This window comes from Nocardioides sp. 1609 (assembly GCF_004522105.1).
GTDB lineage: Bacteria > Actinomycetota > Actinomycetes > Propionibacteriales > Nocardioidaceae > Nocardioides.
On sequence record NZ_SPUJ01000003.1, the window covers coordinates 492,770 to 506,557 of the forward strand.

At 74.8% G+C, this 13,788-nt stretch carries 17 protein-coding genes; 6 read left to right on the plus strand and 11 right to left on the minus strand.

The features are described from left to right. Window positions 1-9 precede the first annotated feature (9 nt). On the plus strand, window positions 10-723 hold the full coding sequence (locus E4623_RS08565) for a gamma-glutamyl-gamma-aminobutyrate hydrolase family protein (protein ID WP_245154974.1): 714 nt from the start codon (window positions 10-12) through the stop codon (window positions 721-723). Between the two features lie 46 nt (window positions 724-769). On the opposite strand, the gene E4623_RS08570 is transcribed toward E4623_RS08565, so the two are convergent. Beyond that, entirely contained in the window at window positions 770-1,249 is a 480-nt protein-coding gene (locus tag E4623_RS08570; RefSeq protein WP_134766083.1) for an NUDIX domain-containing protein, read from the minus strand. Window positions 1,250-1,287: 38 nt separating this feature from the next. On the opposite strand from E4623_RS08570, the gene E4623_RS08575 reads away from it, so the two are divergent. Next, window positions 1,288-2,244, plus strand: coding sequence for an alpha/beta hydrolase (locus tag E4623_RS08575; RefSeq protein WP_134766084.1), 957 nt, complete (start codon window positions 1,288-1,290; stop codon window positions 2,242-2,244). Between the two features lie 51 nt (window positions 2,245-2,295). Here E4623_RS08575 and E4623_RS08580 read toward each other — a convergent pair whose 3' ends face one another. Further along, entirely contained in the window at window positions 2,296-2,958 is a 663-nt protein-coding gene (locus E4623_RS08580; RefSeq protein ID WP_209020575.1) for a nitroreductase family protein, read from the minus strand. A gap of 62 nt (window positions 2,959-3,020) precedes the next feature. Here E4623_RS08580 and E4623_RS08585 point away from each other — a divergent pair, with 62 nt between their 5' ends. Then, complete coding sequence (locus tag E4623_RS08585; protein WP_134766085.1) at window positions 3,021-3,665, plus strand: hypothetical protein; 645 nt, start codon at window positions 3,021-3,023, stop codon at window positions 3,663-3,665. Window positions 3,666-3,675: 10 nt separating this feature from the next. Then, window positions 3,676-4,059 carry a DUF4267 domain-containing protein gene (locus E4623_RS08590; protein WP_134766086.1) on the plus strand — a complete coding sequence of 128 codons (384 nt, stop codon included), beginning with the start codon at window positions 3,676-3,678 and terminating at the stop codon, window positions 4,057-4,059. Between the two features lie 155 nt (window positions 4,060-4,214). Here E4623_RS08590 and E4623_RS08595 read toward each other — a convergent pair whose 3' ends face one another. Genes E4623_RS08595 through E4623_RS08610 form a run of 4 tightly spaced genes read right to left on the minus strand, consistent with a single transcriptional unit; the run spans window position 4,215 to window position 7,427 of the window. Next, window positions 4,215-4,979 (minus strand): sulfite exporter TauE/SafE family protein, encoded by a 765-nt coding sequence (locus tag E4623_RS08595; protein ID WP_134766087.1) that lies wholly within the window; start codon window positions 4,977-4,979, stop codon window positions 4,215-4,217. Further along, window positions 4,976-6,133: an SPFH domain-containing protein gene (locus E4623_RS08600; RefSeq protein WP_134766088.1), complete on the minus strand. Its 1,158-nt coding sequence runs from the start codon at window positions 6,131-6,133 to the stop codon at window positions 4,976-4,978. Before E4623_RS08600 ends, E4623_RS08595 begins: the two co-directional genes overlap by 4 nt. Window position 6,134: 1 nt before the next feature. Then, a complete protein-coding gene (locus E4623_RS08605; protein ID WP_134766089.1) occupies window positions 6,135-6,602 on the minus strand; it encodes an NfeD family protein in 468 nt (155 codons plus the stop codon). 30 nt (window positions 6,603-6,632) lie between these two features. Then, a complete protein-coding gene (locus E4623_RS08610; protein ID WP_134766090.1) occupies window positions 6,633-7,427 on the minus strand; it encodes an ABC transporter ATP-binding protein in 795 nt (264 codons plus the stop codon). A gap of 45 nt (window positions 7,428-7,472) precedes the next feature. Here E4623_RS08610 and E4623_RS08615 point away from each other — a divergent pair, with 45 nt between their 5' ends. After that, window positions 7,473-8,210, plus strand: coding sequence for a hypothetical protein (locus E4623_RS08615; RefSeq protein ID WP_134766091.1), 738 nt, complete (start codon window positions 7,473-7,475; stop codon window positions 8,208-8,210). 34 nt (window positions 8,211-8,244) lie between these two features. Here the strand turns inward: E4623_RS08615 and E4623_RS08620 are convergent, their stop codons facing one another. Continuing rightward, window positions 8,245-8,604 (minus strand): VOC family protein, encoded by a 360-nt coding sequence (locus tag E4623_RS08620; RefSeq protein WP_134766092.1) that lies wholly within the window; start codon window positions 8,602-8,604, stop codon window positions 8,245-8,247. Further along, a complete protein-coding gene (locus tag E4623_RS08625; protein WP_134766093.1) occupies window positions 8,604-9,008 on the minus strand; it encodes a nuclear transport factor 2 family protein in 405 nt (134 codons plus the stop codon). Before E4623_RS08625 ends, E4623_RS08620 begins: the two co-directional genes overlap by 1 nt. Window positions 9,009-9,092: 84 nt before the next feature. Between E4623_RS08625 and serB the strand changes: the two genes are divergently transcribed. Beyond that, on the plus strand, window positions 9,093-10,313 hold the full coding sequence (gene serB / locus E4623_RS08630) for a phosphoserine phosphatase SerB (protein ID WP_134766094.1): 1,221 nt from the start codon (window positions 9,093-9,095) through the stop codon (window positions 10,311-10,313). Here serB and E4623_RS08635 read toward each other — a convergent pair. The 3 genes from E4623_RS08635 to E4623_RS08645 are packed head-to-tail and all read right to left on the minus strand — an operon-like array spanning window position 10,291 to window position 13,786. Beyond that, the gene (locus tag E4623_RS08635) at window positions 10,291-10,917 is read right to left on the minus strand and encodes a VTT domain-containing protein (protein WP_134766095.1); all 627 of its coding nucleotides are present in this window, start codon (window positions 10,915-10,917) and stop codon (window positions 10,291-10,293) included. The two genes, serB and E4623_RS08635, sit on opposite strands and share 23 nt — an antisense overlap. Beyond that, complete coding sequence (locus E4623_RS08640; protein WP_348537285.1) at window positions 10,914-11,708, minus strand: MBL fold metallo-hydrolase; 795 nt, start codon at window positions 11,706-11,708, stop codon at window positions 10,914-10,916. Before E4623_RS08640 ends, E4623_RS08635 begins: the two co-directional genes overlap by 4 nt. Next, the gene (locus E4623_RS08645; RefSeq protein WP_134766097.1) at window positions 11,705-13,786 is read right to left on the minus strand and encodes an alkaline phosphatase family protein; all 2,082 of its coding nucleotides are present in this window, start codon (window positions 13,784-13,786) and stop codon (window positions 11,705-11,707) included. Before E4623_RS08645 ends, E4623_RS08640 begins: the two co-directional genes overlap by 4 nt. Between the last annotated feature and the right edge of the window lie 2 nt (window positions 13,787-13,788).

Consider the following 13,788-nt stretch of genomic DNA (forward strand, 5'->3'; position numbering starts at 1 on the left):
GTTGACGTGGTGCTCCCGGTGATCGGCCTGACCACCTACCGCGAGGTCGCCGCGTACGGCGTCTGGCAGCAGCGGGCCGACCTGCTGCCCAGCGAGTACGCCGGCGCCGTGACCGCGGTCGGCGGCGTCCCCGTCCTGCTCCCGCCGACCGACGCCGACGGGGCCGCCGCCGCCGTGGTGGACCGGCTCGACGGCCTGGTGATCAGCGGCGGCGCCGACGTCGACCCGGCCCGCTACGGCGCGGACGCCCACCCGCGCACCGCCGGGTGGCGGCCCGACCGCGACGCCTGGGAGCTGGCGCTCCTCGACGCCGCGGCGGCCGTCGGGCTGCCGGTGCTCGGGGTCTGCCGCGGGATGCAGGTGATGGCCGTGCACGCGGGCGGGGAGCTCGACCAGCACGTCCCCGACCTCGTCGACCACGAGACCCACTCGCCCGGCGGGCCCGAGTACGGCTCGGTGCCGGTCGCGACCGTGCCCGGCTCACGGGTCGCCGCCCTCGTCGGCGACCGGGTCGAGGTCAACTGCCACCACCACCAGTCGGTGCGCACCCATCCGGGCTACCGGCCCGCCGCGCACGCCGCCGACGGCGTCCTCGAGGCGATGGAGGCGCCCGGCGAACGGTTCTGCGTCGCCGTCCAGTGGCACCCGGAGACCGCCGCCGACGTCGGGCTGCTCGCGGGCCTCCTGACCGCCGCCGCGACCCGGGCGTCCGCCGGGTCGTGAGCCCGGTCGTGAGCAGGGTCGATGCCACGGTCGGGCGCCGCGGCGGCTACGCGCGCGGTGCCCGGCGGAACCGGGCCGCCGGCTCCCCCGCGAGGGCCGCGGCGATCCGCTCCAGGAGGGTCGGCCGCATCGGCGGCAGCGCGTCGACCGGCCACCAGCGCACGTCCACCGACTCGTCGTCGGCGACGTGGGCCTCGCCCGAGAGCCAGGTGCACGCGAAGGTGAGGTCGAGGTAGGAGGCGCGGTCGCCGTTCACGTGGACGACGCCGCCCGTGGCCCCCACCGAGACGAGCCGGTCGACCTGGATCTCGACGCCGGTCTCCTCGAGCGCCTCGCGGGCGGCGCCGACGGCCGGCTCCTCGCCGGGGTCGAGGATGCCGGTGATCGGCGACCAGGTGCCGTCGTCCGAGCGCCGCACCAGCAGGACCTCGTCGTCGCGGAGCACGACGGCGGTGACGGCGGAGAGCCACAACGGGGCGTGCCCGACGTGACGGCGCAGCTCGACGACGAACTCGGGGACGGGCACGTCGCGACGCTACGTCATCGGTCGCTTTACTAGGGGGCGTGCACCCCGATCAGAGCGTCGACGTCCTCGGCGAGCCCTGGACGGCCGAGACCATCGGCCTCGCCCCCGACGCCGAGGGGCCGGTCGTCGCGACCCTGGTCAGCCGGAGGGCCGAGAACCCCAACGGCCGCGCGGTCCTCTACGTCCACGGGTTCGCCGACTACTTCTTCCAGACCGAGTACGCCGCGTGGTGGCTCGATCGCGGCTACGACTTCTACGCCCTCGACCTGCGCAAGTACGGCCGCTCGATCCGTCCGCACCAGACGCCGACGTACGTCGACGACGTCCACACCTACTACGCCGAGCTCGACCTCGCCTGGTGGCGGATCACCGAGCGTGACGGCCACGACGCGGTCGTCGTGTCGGCGCACTCCACGGGCGGGCTCATCGTCCCGCTGTGGGCCGACTCGCGCCAGGCGCCCGAGCTGACCGGGATGGTGCTCAACTCCCCGTGGTTCGACCTGCAGGGCGCGCCCTGGATGCGCTCGCCGGTCACCAGCGCCGTCCTGGACCGGGTCGGGCAGCGGCAGCCGATGCGCGTGCTCGGCAAGGACGCCAACGGGATCTACGGCAGGAGCCTGCACCGCGAGCACGGCGGGGAGTGGGACTACGACCTCGAGTGGAAGCCGGTCCTCTCCTACCCGGTGCGCTTCGGGTGGCTGCGCGCGATCCGCCGCGCCCACGCCGAGCTGCACGCCGGCCTCTCGGTCCTCGCGCCCGTGCTGGTGCTCTCCTCGGCCGCCACCGTGCGCCCGCCCGATCTCGACGACGACGTCTACACCCACGACATCGTGCTCGACGTGCCGCAGATCCGGCGCTGGGCGACCTCGGTCGGCCCGCACGTGACGTACGCCGCGATCGACGGCGCCGTGCACGACGTCGTCCTGTCCCGGCCGGCGGTGCGCGCGGTGGTCTACGACCAGCTCGAGCGCTGGGTGGGCGCCTACCTGACCTGAGCCCGGCGGGCGAGGAGGTGCGGCTGGACCGCGCCGGCGGCGCGCCGTGGCTCAGGCGAGCGGCGGACCGTCGTAGCGCTCGAGGGTGACGAACTCCTCCACCGGCTGCCGCCGGAGGCGGGTGAGCTGCCTGACCGGCTTCCCGAGCGGGACGACGGCGGCCAGCGCGTAGGTGTCCGGGACCCCGAGGAGCTCGCGGACGGCGTCCTCCTCGACGACGGCCATCGTGGTGATGGTGCCGCCGAAGCCCTCGTTGCGGGCCGCGAGCAGGATGTTCCAGACCAGCGGGTAGACCGAGGCGCCGCTGATGACGCCGACGCGGTCGAGGTCCTGGTCCATGGAGGCGACGACGCTGAGGTCGACGAGCACCACCAGCACGGCTCCCGCGGTCAGCACGGGCCTCGTGAAGCGCTCCGGCACCTCGGTCGCGGCGATCTCCTCGGGCGACGGGCCGGGCGGGTGCACGCTGTTCCACGGGCTCTCCCCTGCGGCGACCTGCGCGACGTAGCGCTGGGCCGCGGGCTGGTAGAGCGCGGCGAGCCGGCGTCGTGTCTCGTGGTCGCGGACGACGACGACGTGCGCACCCTGCCGGTTGCCGCCGGACGGCGCGAACCGCGCGTGGTCGAGGATGCGCAGGAGCACGTCGTCGGGCAACGGGTCGTCGGTGAACTCGCGCACCGCCGGGGTCGTCCGCATCACGTCGTAGAGGTCCACGTCCGGAACGCTACCGGCGCGGTTCGGCAGCGAACCCGGCGCCGGCCCGGCACACTGTGCCGGTGATCCGACGTCTCGCACTCCTGGCCGCCGCCCTCGTGGCGCTGGCCCCGCTGTCCGCCGTCCCCGCGCACGCCGACCGGTGGTCGGACAACGAGCCGGTCGGCGACGCCATCGTCGTCACCTTCGACCCGGAGCCCGAGCCCTGCGGCACCGTGACCCGGCGCTCCACGCCCGACGGCGACATCCGACGCCTCGCGGTGCGCCACACCAGCACCGACGTCGTGCTCCGGCTCGACGTCATCGGGCTCCCGCGCCCTCGCGACCTCTGGGCCGAGTTCACCGTGCGCACCCCGCGGCACGACTGGTTGGTCAGCGTCGACGCCAGGGGGCCCGGCGGTGGCGTCTTCATCGGCCGGGCGCCCGACCTCACCGCCGTCGAGCCCGACGAGTGCGGGTTCATCACCTACGCCACCGTGTCGTCCGGGTGCGCAGGAGCGCAGGCGCGGATCAGCCGCTCAGCCGGCACGGTGGTCGCCACGGTGCCCCGCCGCTGCTTCCGCGCACCCGAGTGGGTCCGCGTCGGTGCCGAGGTCCAGAACGTCGCAGCGGACGGCAGCTTCGACAGGTGGTCACCGCGCGGCGCCGACAACGGCGACTGGCGCACGCCGGTCCTCGGTCCCCGGGTGCGTGCCGACCGGCGCTAGTCTCGCCGACATGAACCCGGTCACCACCTTGTCCCTCGGCCGCATCGGCGTCGGCATCGCCGCTCTCGTGAGGCCGGACGTCGTGTCCTCGACGATGGGCTCGCCGGCCGCGCCGACGTCCCGCCCCCTGCTGGCGCAGTGGTTCGGGACGCGCGAGATCGCCCTCGGCACCGCCACCCTGCTCGCCTCCGGATCGGCCCGCCGCACGCTGGTGCTGGTCGGGATGGCCGTCGACGCCTCGGACGCCGCCACGGCCTACGCCGCCGTCGGCGAGGAGGAGGTCCCCCGCAACGTCGGGCTGGGTCTCGTCGGGGTCGCCGGCATCGCCGTCGTCTCGGGTCTCCTCGGTCTGCGGGTCCGCAAGCAGACCCGCACCTCCCTCGAGGCCGTCTGACCTGGACCTCCCGCCGCCGGGTCTGCGATCGGGCCGCGAGCGCCCGGCTCCCCGGCCGGGTCGCCTTCTCGACACGCCGACTCACCCCGGACTTCGTTGCCGGGTCGGAGTCTCGACACCCCGACTCACCCGGGACCTCTCCCGGGTCGGCGCTGTCAGCCGGCGAGGATCGCGACGAAGGCGACCAGGCCGACGACGACGATGACCGCGCGCAGCGCGACCGGCGGCAGCCGCTTGCCGACCCGAGCGCCGAGCAGCCCGCCGACGACCGCGCCGCTGCCGATCAGCACGACGACCAGCCAGTCGACGTCGGCGACCACCGCGAAGATCGCACCGGCCACCCCGTTCACGGCGGCGGCGAGCACGTTCTTGACGGCGTTGCTGCGCTGCAGCGACTGGGCGATGCCGATGCCGAGCACACCCATCAGGAGCACGCCCTGGGCGGCGCCGAAGTAGCCGCCGTACACGCCGGTGAGCAGCACGGCGGGCCAGACCCACCAGTGGTCCCCCTCGGTCTCGACCCCGCTCGCCTCCGCGCGCGCCCTGACCCACGCCGACAGCCTGGGTTGGAGGACGACCAGCACGACGCCGAGCATGATGAGGACCGGCACGATCGTCTCGAAGGCGCCCTCCGGCAGCCAGAGCAGCAGCACCGCACCGGTCGCACCGCCGAGCACCGAGGCGCTGAGCAGCCGGAGGACGCGCCCGCGCTGGCCGCCGAGCTCGTCGCGGTAGCCGATCGCGCCGGCGACGGACCCCGGCACGAGGCCGATGTTGTTGGACACGTTCGCGACGACCGGCGGGACGCCGAACGCCAGCAGCGTCGGGAAGGTGATCAGGGTGCCGCTGCCGACGACGGAGTTGATCGTCCCGGCGGCCAGTCCGGCGAGGACGACCGCGACGCACTCGAGCAGGCTCACCCGAGCGGGGCGGGCGGATCCTGGGGCTCGTCGGCCGGGACGTTGGTCGGGTCGATCGCCGGGTCGGTCGTCTCCACGACGACCGGCGGCTCGGCCTCGAGGGACCTGCCCGGGTGGGCGGCCACCTCGGCCTCGGCGATCGCGGCGGCGACGGCGGCGTTCGAGCTGATCTGACCGCCGTCCTCGGGCACCTGCGGCTCGGTCGGGCCCATGTCGACGCGCTTGGCGGGTCCGTCGACCTTCTTCGGGATGCCGGCGACCTCGTGGACGGCGGAGCCGAGCCCCTCGAGGGCCTTGGTGATCTCGGAGGGGATGACCCACACCTTGTTGGCGTCGCCCTCGGCGATCTTCGGCATCATCTGCAGGTACTGGTAGGCCAGCAGCGACTGGTCGGGACGACCGTCGTGGATGGCCTGGAAGACCGTCTGGATCGCCTGGCCCTCACCCTGGGCGCGCAGGATCTGCGACTCGCGGTCGGCCTGGGCCCGCAGGATCTGCGACTCGCGGTCGCCCTCGGCGTTGAGGATCGAGGACTGCTTCGCGCCCTCGGCGGTGAGGATGGCGGCCTGGCGCTGCCCCTCGGCGCTGAGGATGACCGCGCGCTTCTCGCGGTCGGCGCGCATCTGCTTCTCCATCGAGTCCTTGATCGACGGGGGCGGGTCGATGCCCTTGAGCTCGACCCGGTTGACCCGGATGCCCCACTTGCCGGTCGCCTCGTCGAGGACGCCGCGCAGGCCGGAGTTGATGGAGTCGCGGCTGGTGAGCGTCTCCTCGAGGTCCATGCCACCGACGATGTTGCGCAGCGTCGTCGTGGTGAGCTGCTCGACGGCCTGGATGTAGTCGGCGATCTCGTACGTCGCAGCGATGGGGTCGGTGACCTGGAAGTAGATGACGGTGTCGATCGAGACCACGAGGTTGTCCTCGGTGATCACCGGCTGGGGCGGGAAGCTGACGACCTGCTCGCGCAGGTCGATCTGGTAGCGCACCTTGTCGATGAACGGGAGCACCGTGTTGAGGCCGGCGGGCAGGGTCTCCTTGTACTTGCCGAACCGCTCGACGATGCCGGCGCGGGCCTGCGGGATGATCTGGATCGTCTTGGCGAGCAGGACGACCACGAACACCAGCAGCAGTCCGAGGGCGATCAGGAAACCCATGTCAGTCACTCTCCTCGAGCGTGGATACCGGGTGGACCAGGGCTGTCGCACCCTGGATCGCGAAGACCTCGACCCTCTGGCCGGGAGCGATGGTGAGGGTCTCGTCGTACGGGGTGGCCGACCAGATCTCGCCGTCGATGCGCACGCGTCCCGGCTCGTTGGCCGTGATCGCGGCGGTGACCAGACCCTGCCGGCCGACCAGCTTGCCGTGGCCGAGGCTGAGCTCGGGTCCGGTGTGCAGGCGCTTGACGACCGAGGGGCGCACCAGGGCCAGCATCGCGACGGACGCACCGCCCGCGACCAGCACCTGGGCGAGCACCGGGGCACCGAGCAGCGCGGTCACCATCGCGGCGACCGCCCCGACGGCCAGCATGACCAGCACCAGGTCGAGGCTCATCAGCTCGGCCACGCCCAGGAAGACCGCGAGCGCGAGCCACGCGCTCCACAGGTTGTCTCCGAGCCACTCCATGACCCGAGCCTAGTGGGGAGGTCGCGACGATCAGCGGTGGCGAGGACGGCGTCGCGCCGCCCAGCGCTCGTCCTCGTGCTGGAGCTGCAGCGGCATGCCGAACGTCGCCGACAGGTGCGACTCGGTGAGGACGTCGTCGACCGGGCCCTCGGCCACCACCGCGCCGGCACGCAGCAGCAGTGCGTGGGTGAACCCGGGCGGGATCTCCTCCACGTGGTGGGAGACGAGCACGGTCGCCGGGGCGTCGGGGTCGTAGGCGAGGTTGGAGAGGGTGGCCACCAGGTCCTCGCGCCCGCCGAGGTCGAGACCGGCGGCGGGCTCGTCGAGCAGCAGCAGCTCCGGGTCGGTCATCAGGGCGCGGGCGACCAGGACCCGCTTGCGCTCACCCTCGCTGAGGGTGCCGAACGTCCGGTCGACCAGGTGGTCGACGCCGACCTCGCGCAGCAGCTGGAGGGCACGCCCGTGGTCGAGGTCGTCGTACTCCTCGCGCCACCGGCCGACGACGCCGTACGCCGCCGACACGACGACGTCGCGCACGACCTCGTGCCGCGGGACCCGCTCGGACAGCGCCGCGCTGGTGAGGCCGATCCGGGGCCGCAGCTCGAACACGTCGACGGTGCCGATCAGCTCGCCCAGCACGCCCACGGCGCCGTCGGTCGGGTGGACCTGGGCCGAGGCGACCTGGAGCAGGGTGGTCTTGCCCGCGCCGTTGGGGCCGAGGACGACCCAGCGTTCCCCCTCCCGCACGACCCAGGTCACGGCGTCGAGGAGGGTCGTGGTGCCCCGGCGCACCGTCACGTCGGCGAACTCGAGGACCGCAGCCATGCCGCCACCCTAGGCGGTCGGGATCGGTGGCTACGCTCGGCCTCCGTGAGCAGCACGACGACCGAGCAGTTCCCGGTGGCGGGACGCCTCGCCTGGTGGGGCACCGCGTGGCTGCGCGGGCACGTCGGGCCCGACGACCTCCTCGACGGCGTGATCGCCGACGACGTGACCCACGTCGTGCTCGGCTCGGACGCCGGCCCCGGTCTGCTCGGCGCGCTGGCGGCGCTGCGGACGGCGGGCGCGAGCGGCTTCGGCGCGACGTTCCCGGCCGAGGGCGACCTGGTCGGGCTCGGCGGGCCCGTCGTGTTCAACGACGCGGTGCTGGAGGTCGGCGAGGGCGTCGTCGCCGTCGGCACCGAGTCGGGGCTCGTGCCCACCCGCGTGGGGCCGACCGTCGAGTGGCAGGTGCTGCCGGCCCGGCGGCGCCAGCTGCCGGACGTCGGCGAGTCCGACCGCGAGATGCGCGCGGTGCTCCCCGAGACGGCCGAGCGGCTGGCCGTCCTGGACGTCGCCCGGTGGCGACCCGAGGTGGCCGACCGGTTGATGAACCTGCGCCACCGCCCCGCGATCGATGCTCCCCCCGGCGTCCCCGCCCGGTGCGTGGACCTGGCCGCGCGCGGGCTCCAGGCCCTCGGCATCGCCGAGCTGGCGCTGGAGGACGACGGCGGCGCCCTGTCGGTGTGGGAGATGGACCAGCGTCGCGACGCGCTCGCCCCGCTCGCGCGAGCCGGTCGACGCGCGCTCGTCGCCGCCTGCTCGCCCGAGGTGTGGCCGCCGGACTGAGCCGCGCCGGCGGGGCACGGTCGCCGACGTCCTCTCAGGCGCCCCAGACGCCGATCTCGTTGCCGGCGGGGTCGAGCAGGTGGAAGCGCCGGCCGCCGGGGAAGGCGTAGGGGCCCTCGACGATCTCTCCCCCGGCCGCCCGCACCGCCGCGGCGGTGGCGTCGAGGTCGGCGGACCAGAGGAGCACGAGCGCCCCCCGCCGGCCGCGCGGCTCGGCCGGGTTGAGGCCGCCGATCTCGCCCTCGCCGCCGGGCCGCCGGATGCCGACGTAGTCGGGGCCGGGTCCGTAGTCGTTGAACGTCCAGCCCAGGGCGGCGGCGTAGAACGCCTTGGCGGCGACGAGGTCGGGGCAGTCGAGCTCGACGTAGTCGAACGAGTGGTGCAGCTGGGTCATCACGTGCTCCTGTCGGGTGGGGGTTGTTCGGCCTCGGTCCAGACCTCCACGAGCTCGACGAGCGCGCCGGCCGCGACGGTCGCGAAGAGGGCCACGTGGAAGGTCGAGCCGCCGTCGCTCACCCGGGCCCGGCCCGCTGCGCGGTCACCGTCGGCGACGACGTCCTGCAGCGTGACGCGCCAGGCCCCGGGGTAGTCGCGGTTGAAGGCGACCTGGGCGTCGGCGTCGAACCGCTCGCCGGTGTGCACCAGCAGGGCCTCGAAGCCCGGGGCGAGACACGCGGCCAGATCGTGCCAGTCGCGGGCGTCGAGCGCTGCGACGTAGCGGCGCAGCGCCGCGCCCGACGACGGGCCGGGTGGGACGGGCGGCTGCTCGGGGTCCGTGGGGGCAGCCTCGGGGTCCATGGGGACAGCATGGAGGCGACCACCGACACCCGCCACCGGCACCGACCACCGTCGTGGGGCCGACGAGCGATATCCTCGCGCCTGATGAGCGCCCAGAAGGACCCGACCGACACCCTGCTCGTGACCCTCTCCGGGAAGGACCGCCCCGGCGTCACCTCGGCGATCTTCGCGGCCCTGTCCGGCGCCGGCGTCGAGGTGATCGACGTCGAGCAGATCATCCTGCGGCGGCGCCTGATCCTCGGGGTGCTGGTGACCGCGCCGCGTGAGTGGAGGAAGGTCGCTCGCGTCGTGGAGGACACCGCCGCGGCGCTCGGCATGCAGGTCGAGGTCGAGCGCGGCTCCGGCGACAACCGTTCCCGGGGGACCGGGCGCTCCCACGTCACGGTGATCGGCAGCCCGCTGCGCGCCTCCCAGATGGCCGCGATCGCCGGCCGGATCGCCGACAGCGGAGGCAACATCGACCGGATCGAGCGGATGGCGCGCTACCCGGTCACCGCGATCGACCTCGACGTCTCCGGCTCCGACCCCGAGACGCTCCGGTCGCTGCTCGCGCCCGAGGCGGCCCACCAGGGTGTCGACGTCGCCGTCCAGCCGGCCAACCTGCTGCGCCGCGGCGTGCGGCTCATCGTGATGGACGTCGACAGCACGCTCATCCAGGGCGAGGTGATCGAGATGCTCGCCGCCCACGCCGGGCACGAGGAGGAGGTCGCCGGCGTCACGGAGGCCGCGATGCGCGGCGAGCTCGACTTCGAGGAGTCGCTGCGCGCCCGGGTCTCGCTGCTCGCCGGCCTGGACGCCGCCGTGCTCGACGCCGTGTACGACGACATCGTGGTGACCCCCGGCGTCCGCACGATGGTGCGCACGCTGCGTCGCCTCGGCTACCGCTTCGCGATCGTCAGCGGTGGGTTCAGCCAGATCACCGACCGGCTCGCGGCCGACCTCGGCATCCACTTCGCCCGCGCCAACGAGCTCGAGATCGTCGACGGACGGCTCACCGGCCGCATCGTCGGGCCGGTCGTCGACCGGGCCGGCAAGGCGGCCGCGCTGCGCGAGTTCGCCGAGCGGGTCGGCGTGCCGGTCGCCGCGACGATCGCGATCGGCGACGGGGCCAACGACCTCGACATGCTCAACGCCGCCGGTCTCGGGATCGCCTACAACGCGCGGCCGGTCGTGCAGCGCGCGGCCGACACGACGGTGAACGTGCCCTACCTCGACACCATCCTCTACCTGCTCGGCATCTCCCGCGAGGAGATCGAGGCCGCCGACGCCGAGGCCGGCATCGTCACGCCGGCCCCGCCGGTCTGACGTCCGCGCCGTCGTGCGGCACGTCGTCGCGGCGGGAGCGGCGCAGCCGGGGCAGCCGGGGCAGCACCAGGCCGACCACGAGCGCGGCGACGACGACCACCACGACCGCGACCGCGGGGTCGGGGACCAGCGCGTCGCCGGCGAGCCCGATGCCGCCGTACAGGCAGGACCAGAGCAGGGCAGCGGCGACGTCGGCACTCGCGAACCGCACCAGCGGGTAGCCGCCGAGCGCGGCGGCCAGCAGCACCGGGACCCGGCCGCCCGGGACCAGCCGCGAGAGCAGCAGCGAGCGGACCTCGTCGGCCTCGAGCCGGGCCCGCAGGTGCTGCAGGGTGCCGTCGGGGTCGTCGGCGCGGAGCCAGCCGACCCGGTGTGCGAGCGGCGCCCCGGCCGTCCGCAGCGCGGCGTAGGTGACGACGTCGCCGGTGTAGGCGCCCGCGCCTCCCACGAGGAGCACGAGCACGACCTCCCACGGGTGCTCGGCGCGGGCCAGGACGGCGGCGGCGCTGACCGCGGCGCCGGTCGGCACGACCGGGACCACGGCGCCGAACGCCACCACCCCGAACAGCGCGAGCAGGCCGGTGACGCCCAGGTCGCCGCTCACCCGAGCTCCACGCGCTCGCCGAAGCCCGGGGTCAGCGGGACGGCGGTCAGCCCCGAGTCCTGGGCGGCGCGGTGGAAGCGCTGCGGCGGGGTCACGAAGAGCCGGTCGTGGTTGCGCGGGTGCAGCCGGCGCAGGGCCAGCGGCCAGTAGGTCCCGTAGTGGACGGCGAGCGCCCAGCGCGCGCCGACCGCGGCCACCGCGGCGACGGCCTCCTCGGGGTCGAGGTGCTCGTCGCCCAGCGTCGGCCCCCAGCCCCCGATCGGCACGGCGGCCAGGTCGACCGGGGCGACGTCGGCGAAGTCGGCGCGGACGCCGGTGTCGCCGGGGTACCAGACGCTCGTCGTCTGGTCGGTGAAGCGGAACCCGAGGGCCGGCACCTCGTGCGCGCGCCGCGGGAGGTTGTCGCGGCGCCCGTCGTGGGTCGCCGGCAGCACGTCGATCGAGACCCCCGCCACCACGACGGAGTCCCCGGGCGCGACCTCGACGAGCTCGCGGGAGCGCAGCCCCTTGACCGCGGCCGGCGCCCCGCGCGGCACGACGACCGGCACGTCGCGCGCGAACCGGGCCAGCGACGGCAGGTGCAGGTGGTCGTGGTGCAGGTGCGAGACGAGGACGACGTCGGCGCGGCTGGCCGCCTCCGGCGGCTCGGGCACGGCGCGGCGCAGGTGGTAGAGCCGCCGGGTCATGAGCGGGTCGGTGGCGACCGACGCCGTCGGCAGGTCGATCGTCATCGACGAGTGACCCCACCACGTGACGCCGGCGGTCCCCCCGCCGGTCGGCACGCGGGTCACCGCGCGGCCTCCAGGTCGGGGACGACGACCTCGTCCTCGGCGCGGCGCAGGCCGAGGTCGACGAGTCGACGCACCAGCAGCCGGTGCACGTCACCGCCCCGGAGCGGGCCGTCGGGCACCGCCCAGCCGGCCGGGTGCACCAGCAGCGCCTCGGTCTGCCAGCCGCCGAGGCCGCCGTGCGAGCCGACGAGCTCCTCGAAGGCGGCCACCTCCCCGAGGTGGGGGTCGTAGCGACCGAGGACGACGACGTCGCCGACGTGGCTGCGTCCGTCGAGCGCCAGCAGGTCGGCCGCGGCGAGCGGGCCGTACGGCGCCAGCGGGTCCTCGCCCCACGCGTCGGGGCCGGCGCCCGACCCGCCGAGCACCCGGAGGCCGCCGGCGTCCTCGACCACCACGGCGCCGTCGCGGCACCGGGTCAGGACGACGCCGACGTGCTCGAGCGCGCGGAGGCCGGGCAGCAGCGCGGGCAGCGCCTCCTCGACGTCCTCGCGGTGCAGGCGGCCCGGCCGCCCGGTCAGGTAGAGGTGGGCGATGCTGCCCGAGGCGACGACCTGCACCGGTGACTCCGCGACCGGCGCGGGCGCCGCCCGCCGCCGGTTCAGGAGCCGGTGCGGCCGCAGCGCGCCGTGGGTCGGCGTCCCGGTCGCGGCGAGCAGGTTGGCCGGGCCCAGCACCTCGGCGGGTGCCTCCTGCGCGCCGACCTCGACCTCGACGATCTCGCTCACCGCCTCGGCGAGCGTGCGCCCCTCGAGCTGGAGGAAGGTGCTGCCCTGGGTCTGGCCGTGGTCGGAGACGACCGCGATCTCGTAGTCGCGACCGACCTCGCGGGCCAGGTCGGCGAAGAACTGGAGCGCGCGGTCGAGGCTCTCGAAGGTCCGCATCGACTCGGGCCGGGTCGGCCCGGCGTGGTGCGCCACCTCGTCGTAGTCGACGAAGTCGACGTAGACCACCGGGGTGCCGCGGGCCATGTGCTCGGCGACGATCGCGACGCTGAGGTCCTTCAGGACGACGGTCGTCAGGCCGCGCAGGAAGACGAACGAGCCGCCCCGGGGCACGCGCGGGACGACGTCGCGGTAGCGCTGGCGCCGACACTGGTACCACTCGGTGACGACCTGACCCGCGAGGAGCACGACCGAGCGGACGAATCCGGAGCGGGACGCCGCGAACTGCGCCGCCCCCGGCTCGCTGCCGGTCAGCTTGGCGTCGCTCATGGTCAGCGCACGGAACGGGGCGTCGCCGGAGAAGAGGTTGGCCACGCTCGCTCCCCCGTCGGCGAGCAGCCCGCGACCGGTGGTGAAGTCGGCCTCGGCCACCGCGGCGTCGGCCGGCCTGCTGCACTCCAGCACCCGCCCGCGCTCCTTGTCGTACCAGCGGAACGCCGGGATCGCGTGCTCCTCGCCGTGCAGGAGCACGGCCTGACCCGCGGGTGTCGTCGACGGGACGCCGGTGTGCCACCCGCGGAGCACGTGGCTGCCGGAGCGCAGCGTGCGGGTCACGAACGGGATCGCGCCGGCGGCGGCCGCCTGCCGCAGCAGCGGCTCGGCGACGCCGTCGAGCTGGACCACGAGCAGCCCGGGGCCGCTGACGTCGGTCCGGCGCGCCGTCCGGACGGCCCGACCGAGCACCTGGGCGAGGTAGACCTCCCCGCTGGAGGCGTCCACGACCCAGTTGAGGACGGCCGCCACGACCGCGACGCCCCACGCGGCCAGCACCAGCTCGGGGAAGTCGATCGGCTCGATCGAGGGCACCAGCGCCAGGGCGACGCCGAGCACCACGCTCTGCGCGAGGAACCCGACCAGCAGCAGCCCGAGGACGCCGGTGATGACGGTCAGCCGGGTCAGGATCGGCCGGAGGAGCGCACCGACGAGCAGCACCACGAGCACGAGGGTGGCGACCGAGCGGGTGCCGTCCTCGGGCACCTGCTGCCCCGGCACCAGCCACAGCGTGACCGCGACGGCGAGGAAGGAGACGACGAACGAGCGCAGCACGGCGCGCAGCCAGCGCAGCGAGGGCCGCCAGTGGGCGATCTCCCGGCCCGCGAGGGCGGCGCGCCTGCTGAGGGAGCCCCGGCCGGTCACCC

Excerpts from the sequence above, each read along its gene's own strand:
- E4623_RS08590 (WP_134766086.1), top strand. The coding sequence starts at position 3,676 with ATGAACCCGGTCACCACCTTGTCCCTCGGCCGCATCGGCGTCGGCATC.
- E4623_RS08600 (WP_134766088.1), bottom strand. The coding sequence starts at position 6,133 with ATGGGTTTCCTGATCGCCCTCGGACTGCTGCTGGTGTTCGTGGTCGTC.
- E4623_RS08605 (WP_134766089.1), bottom strand. The coding sequence starts at position 6,602 with ATGGAGTGGCTCGGAGACAACCTGTGGAGCGCGTGGCTCGCGCTCGCG.
- E4623_RS08610 (WP_134766090.1), bottom strand. The coding sequence starts at position 7,427 with ATGGCTGCGGTCCTCGAGTTCGCCGACGTGACGGTGCGCCGGGGCACC.
- E4623_RS08620 (WP_134766092.1), bottom strand. The coding sequence starts at position 8,604 with ATGACCCAGCTGCACCACTCGTTCGACTACGTCGAGCTCGACTGCCCC.
- E4623_RS08625 (WP_134766093.1), bottom strand. The coding sequence starts at position 9,008 with ATGGACCCCGAGGCTGCCCCCACGGACCCCGAGCAGCCGCCCGTCCCA.
- serB (WP_134766094.1), top strand. The coding sequence starts at position 9,093 with ATGAGCGCCCAGAAGGACCCGACCGACACCCTGCTCGTGACCCTCTCC.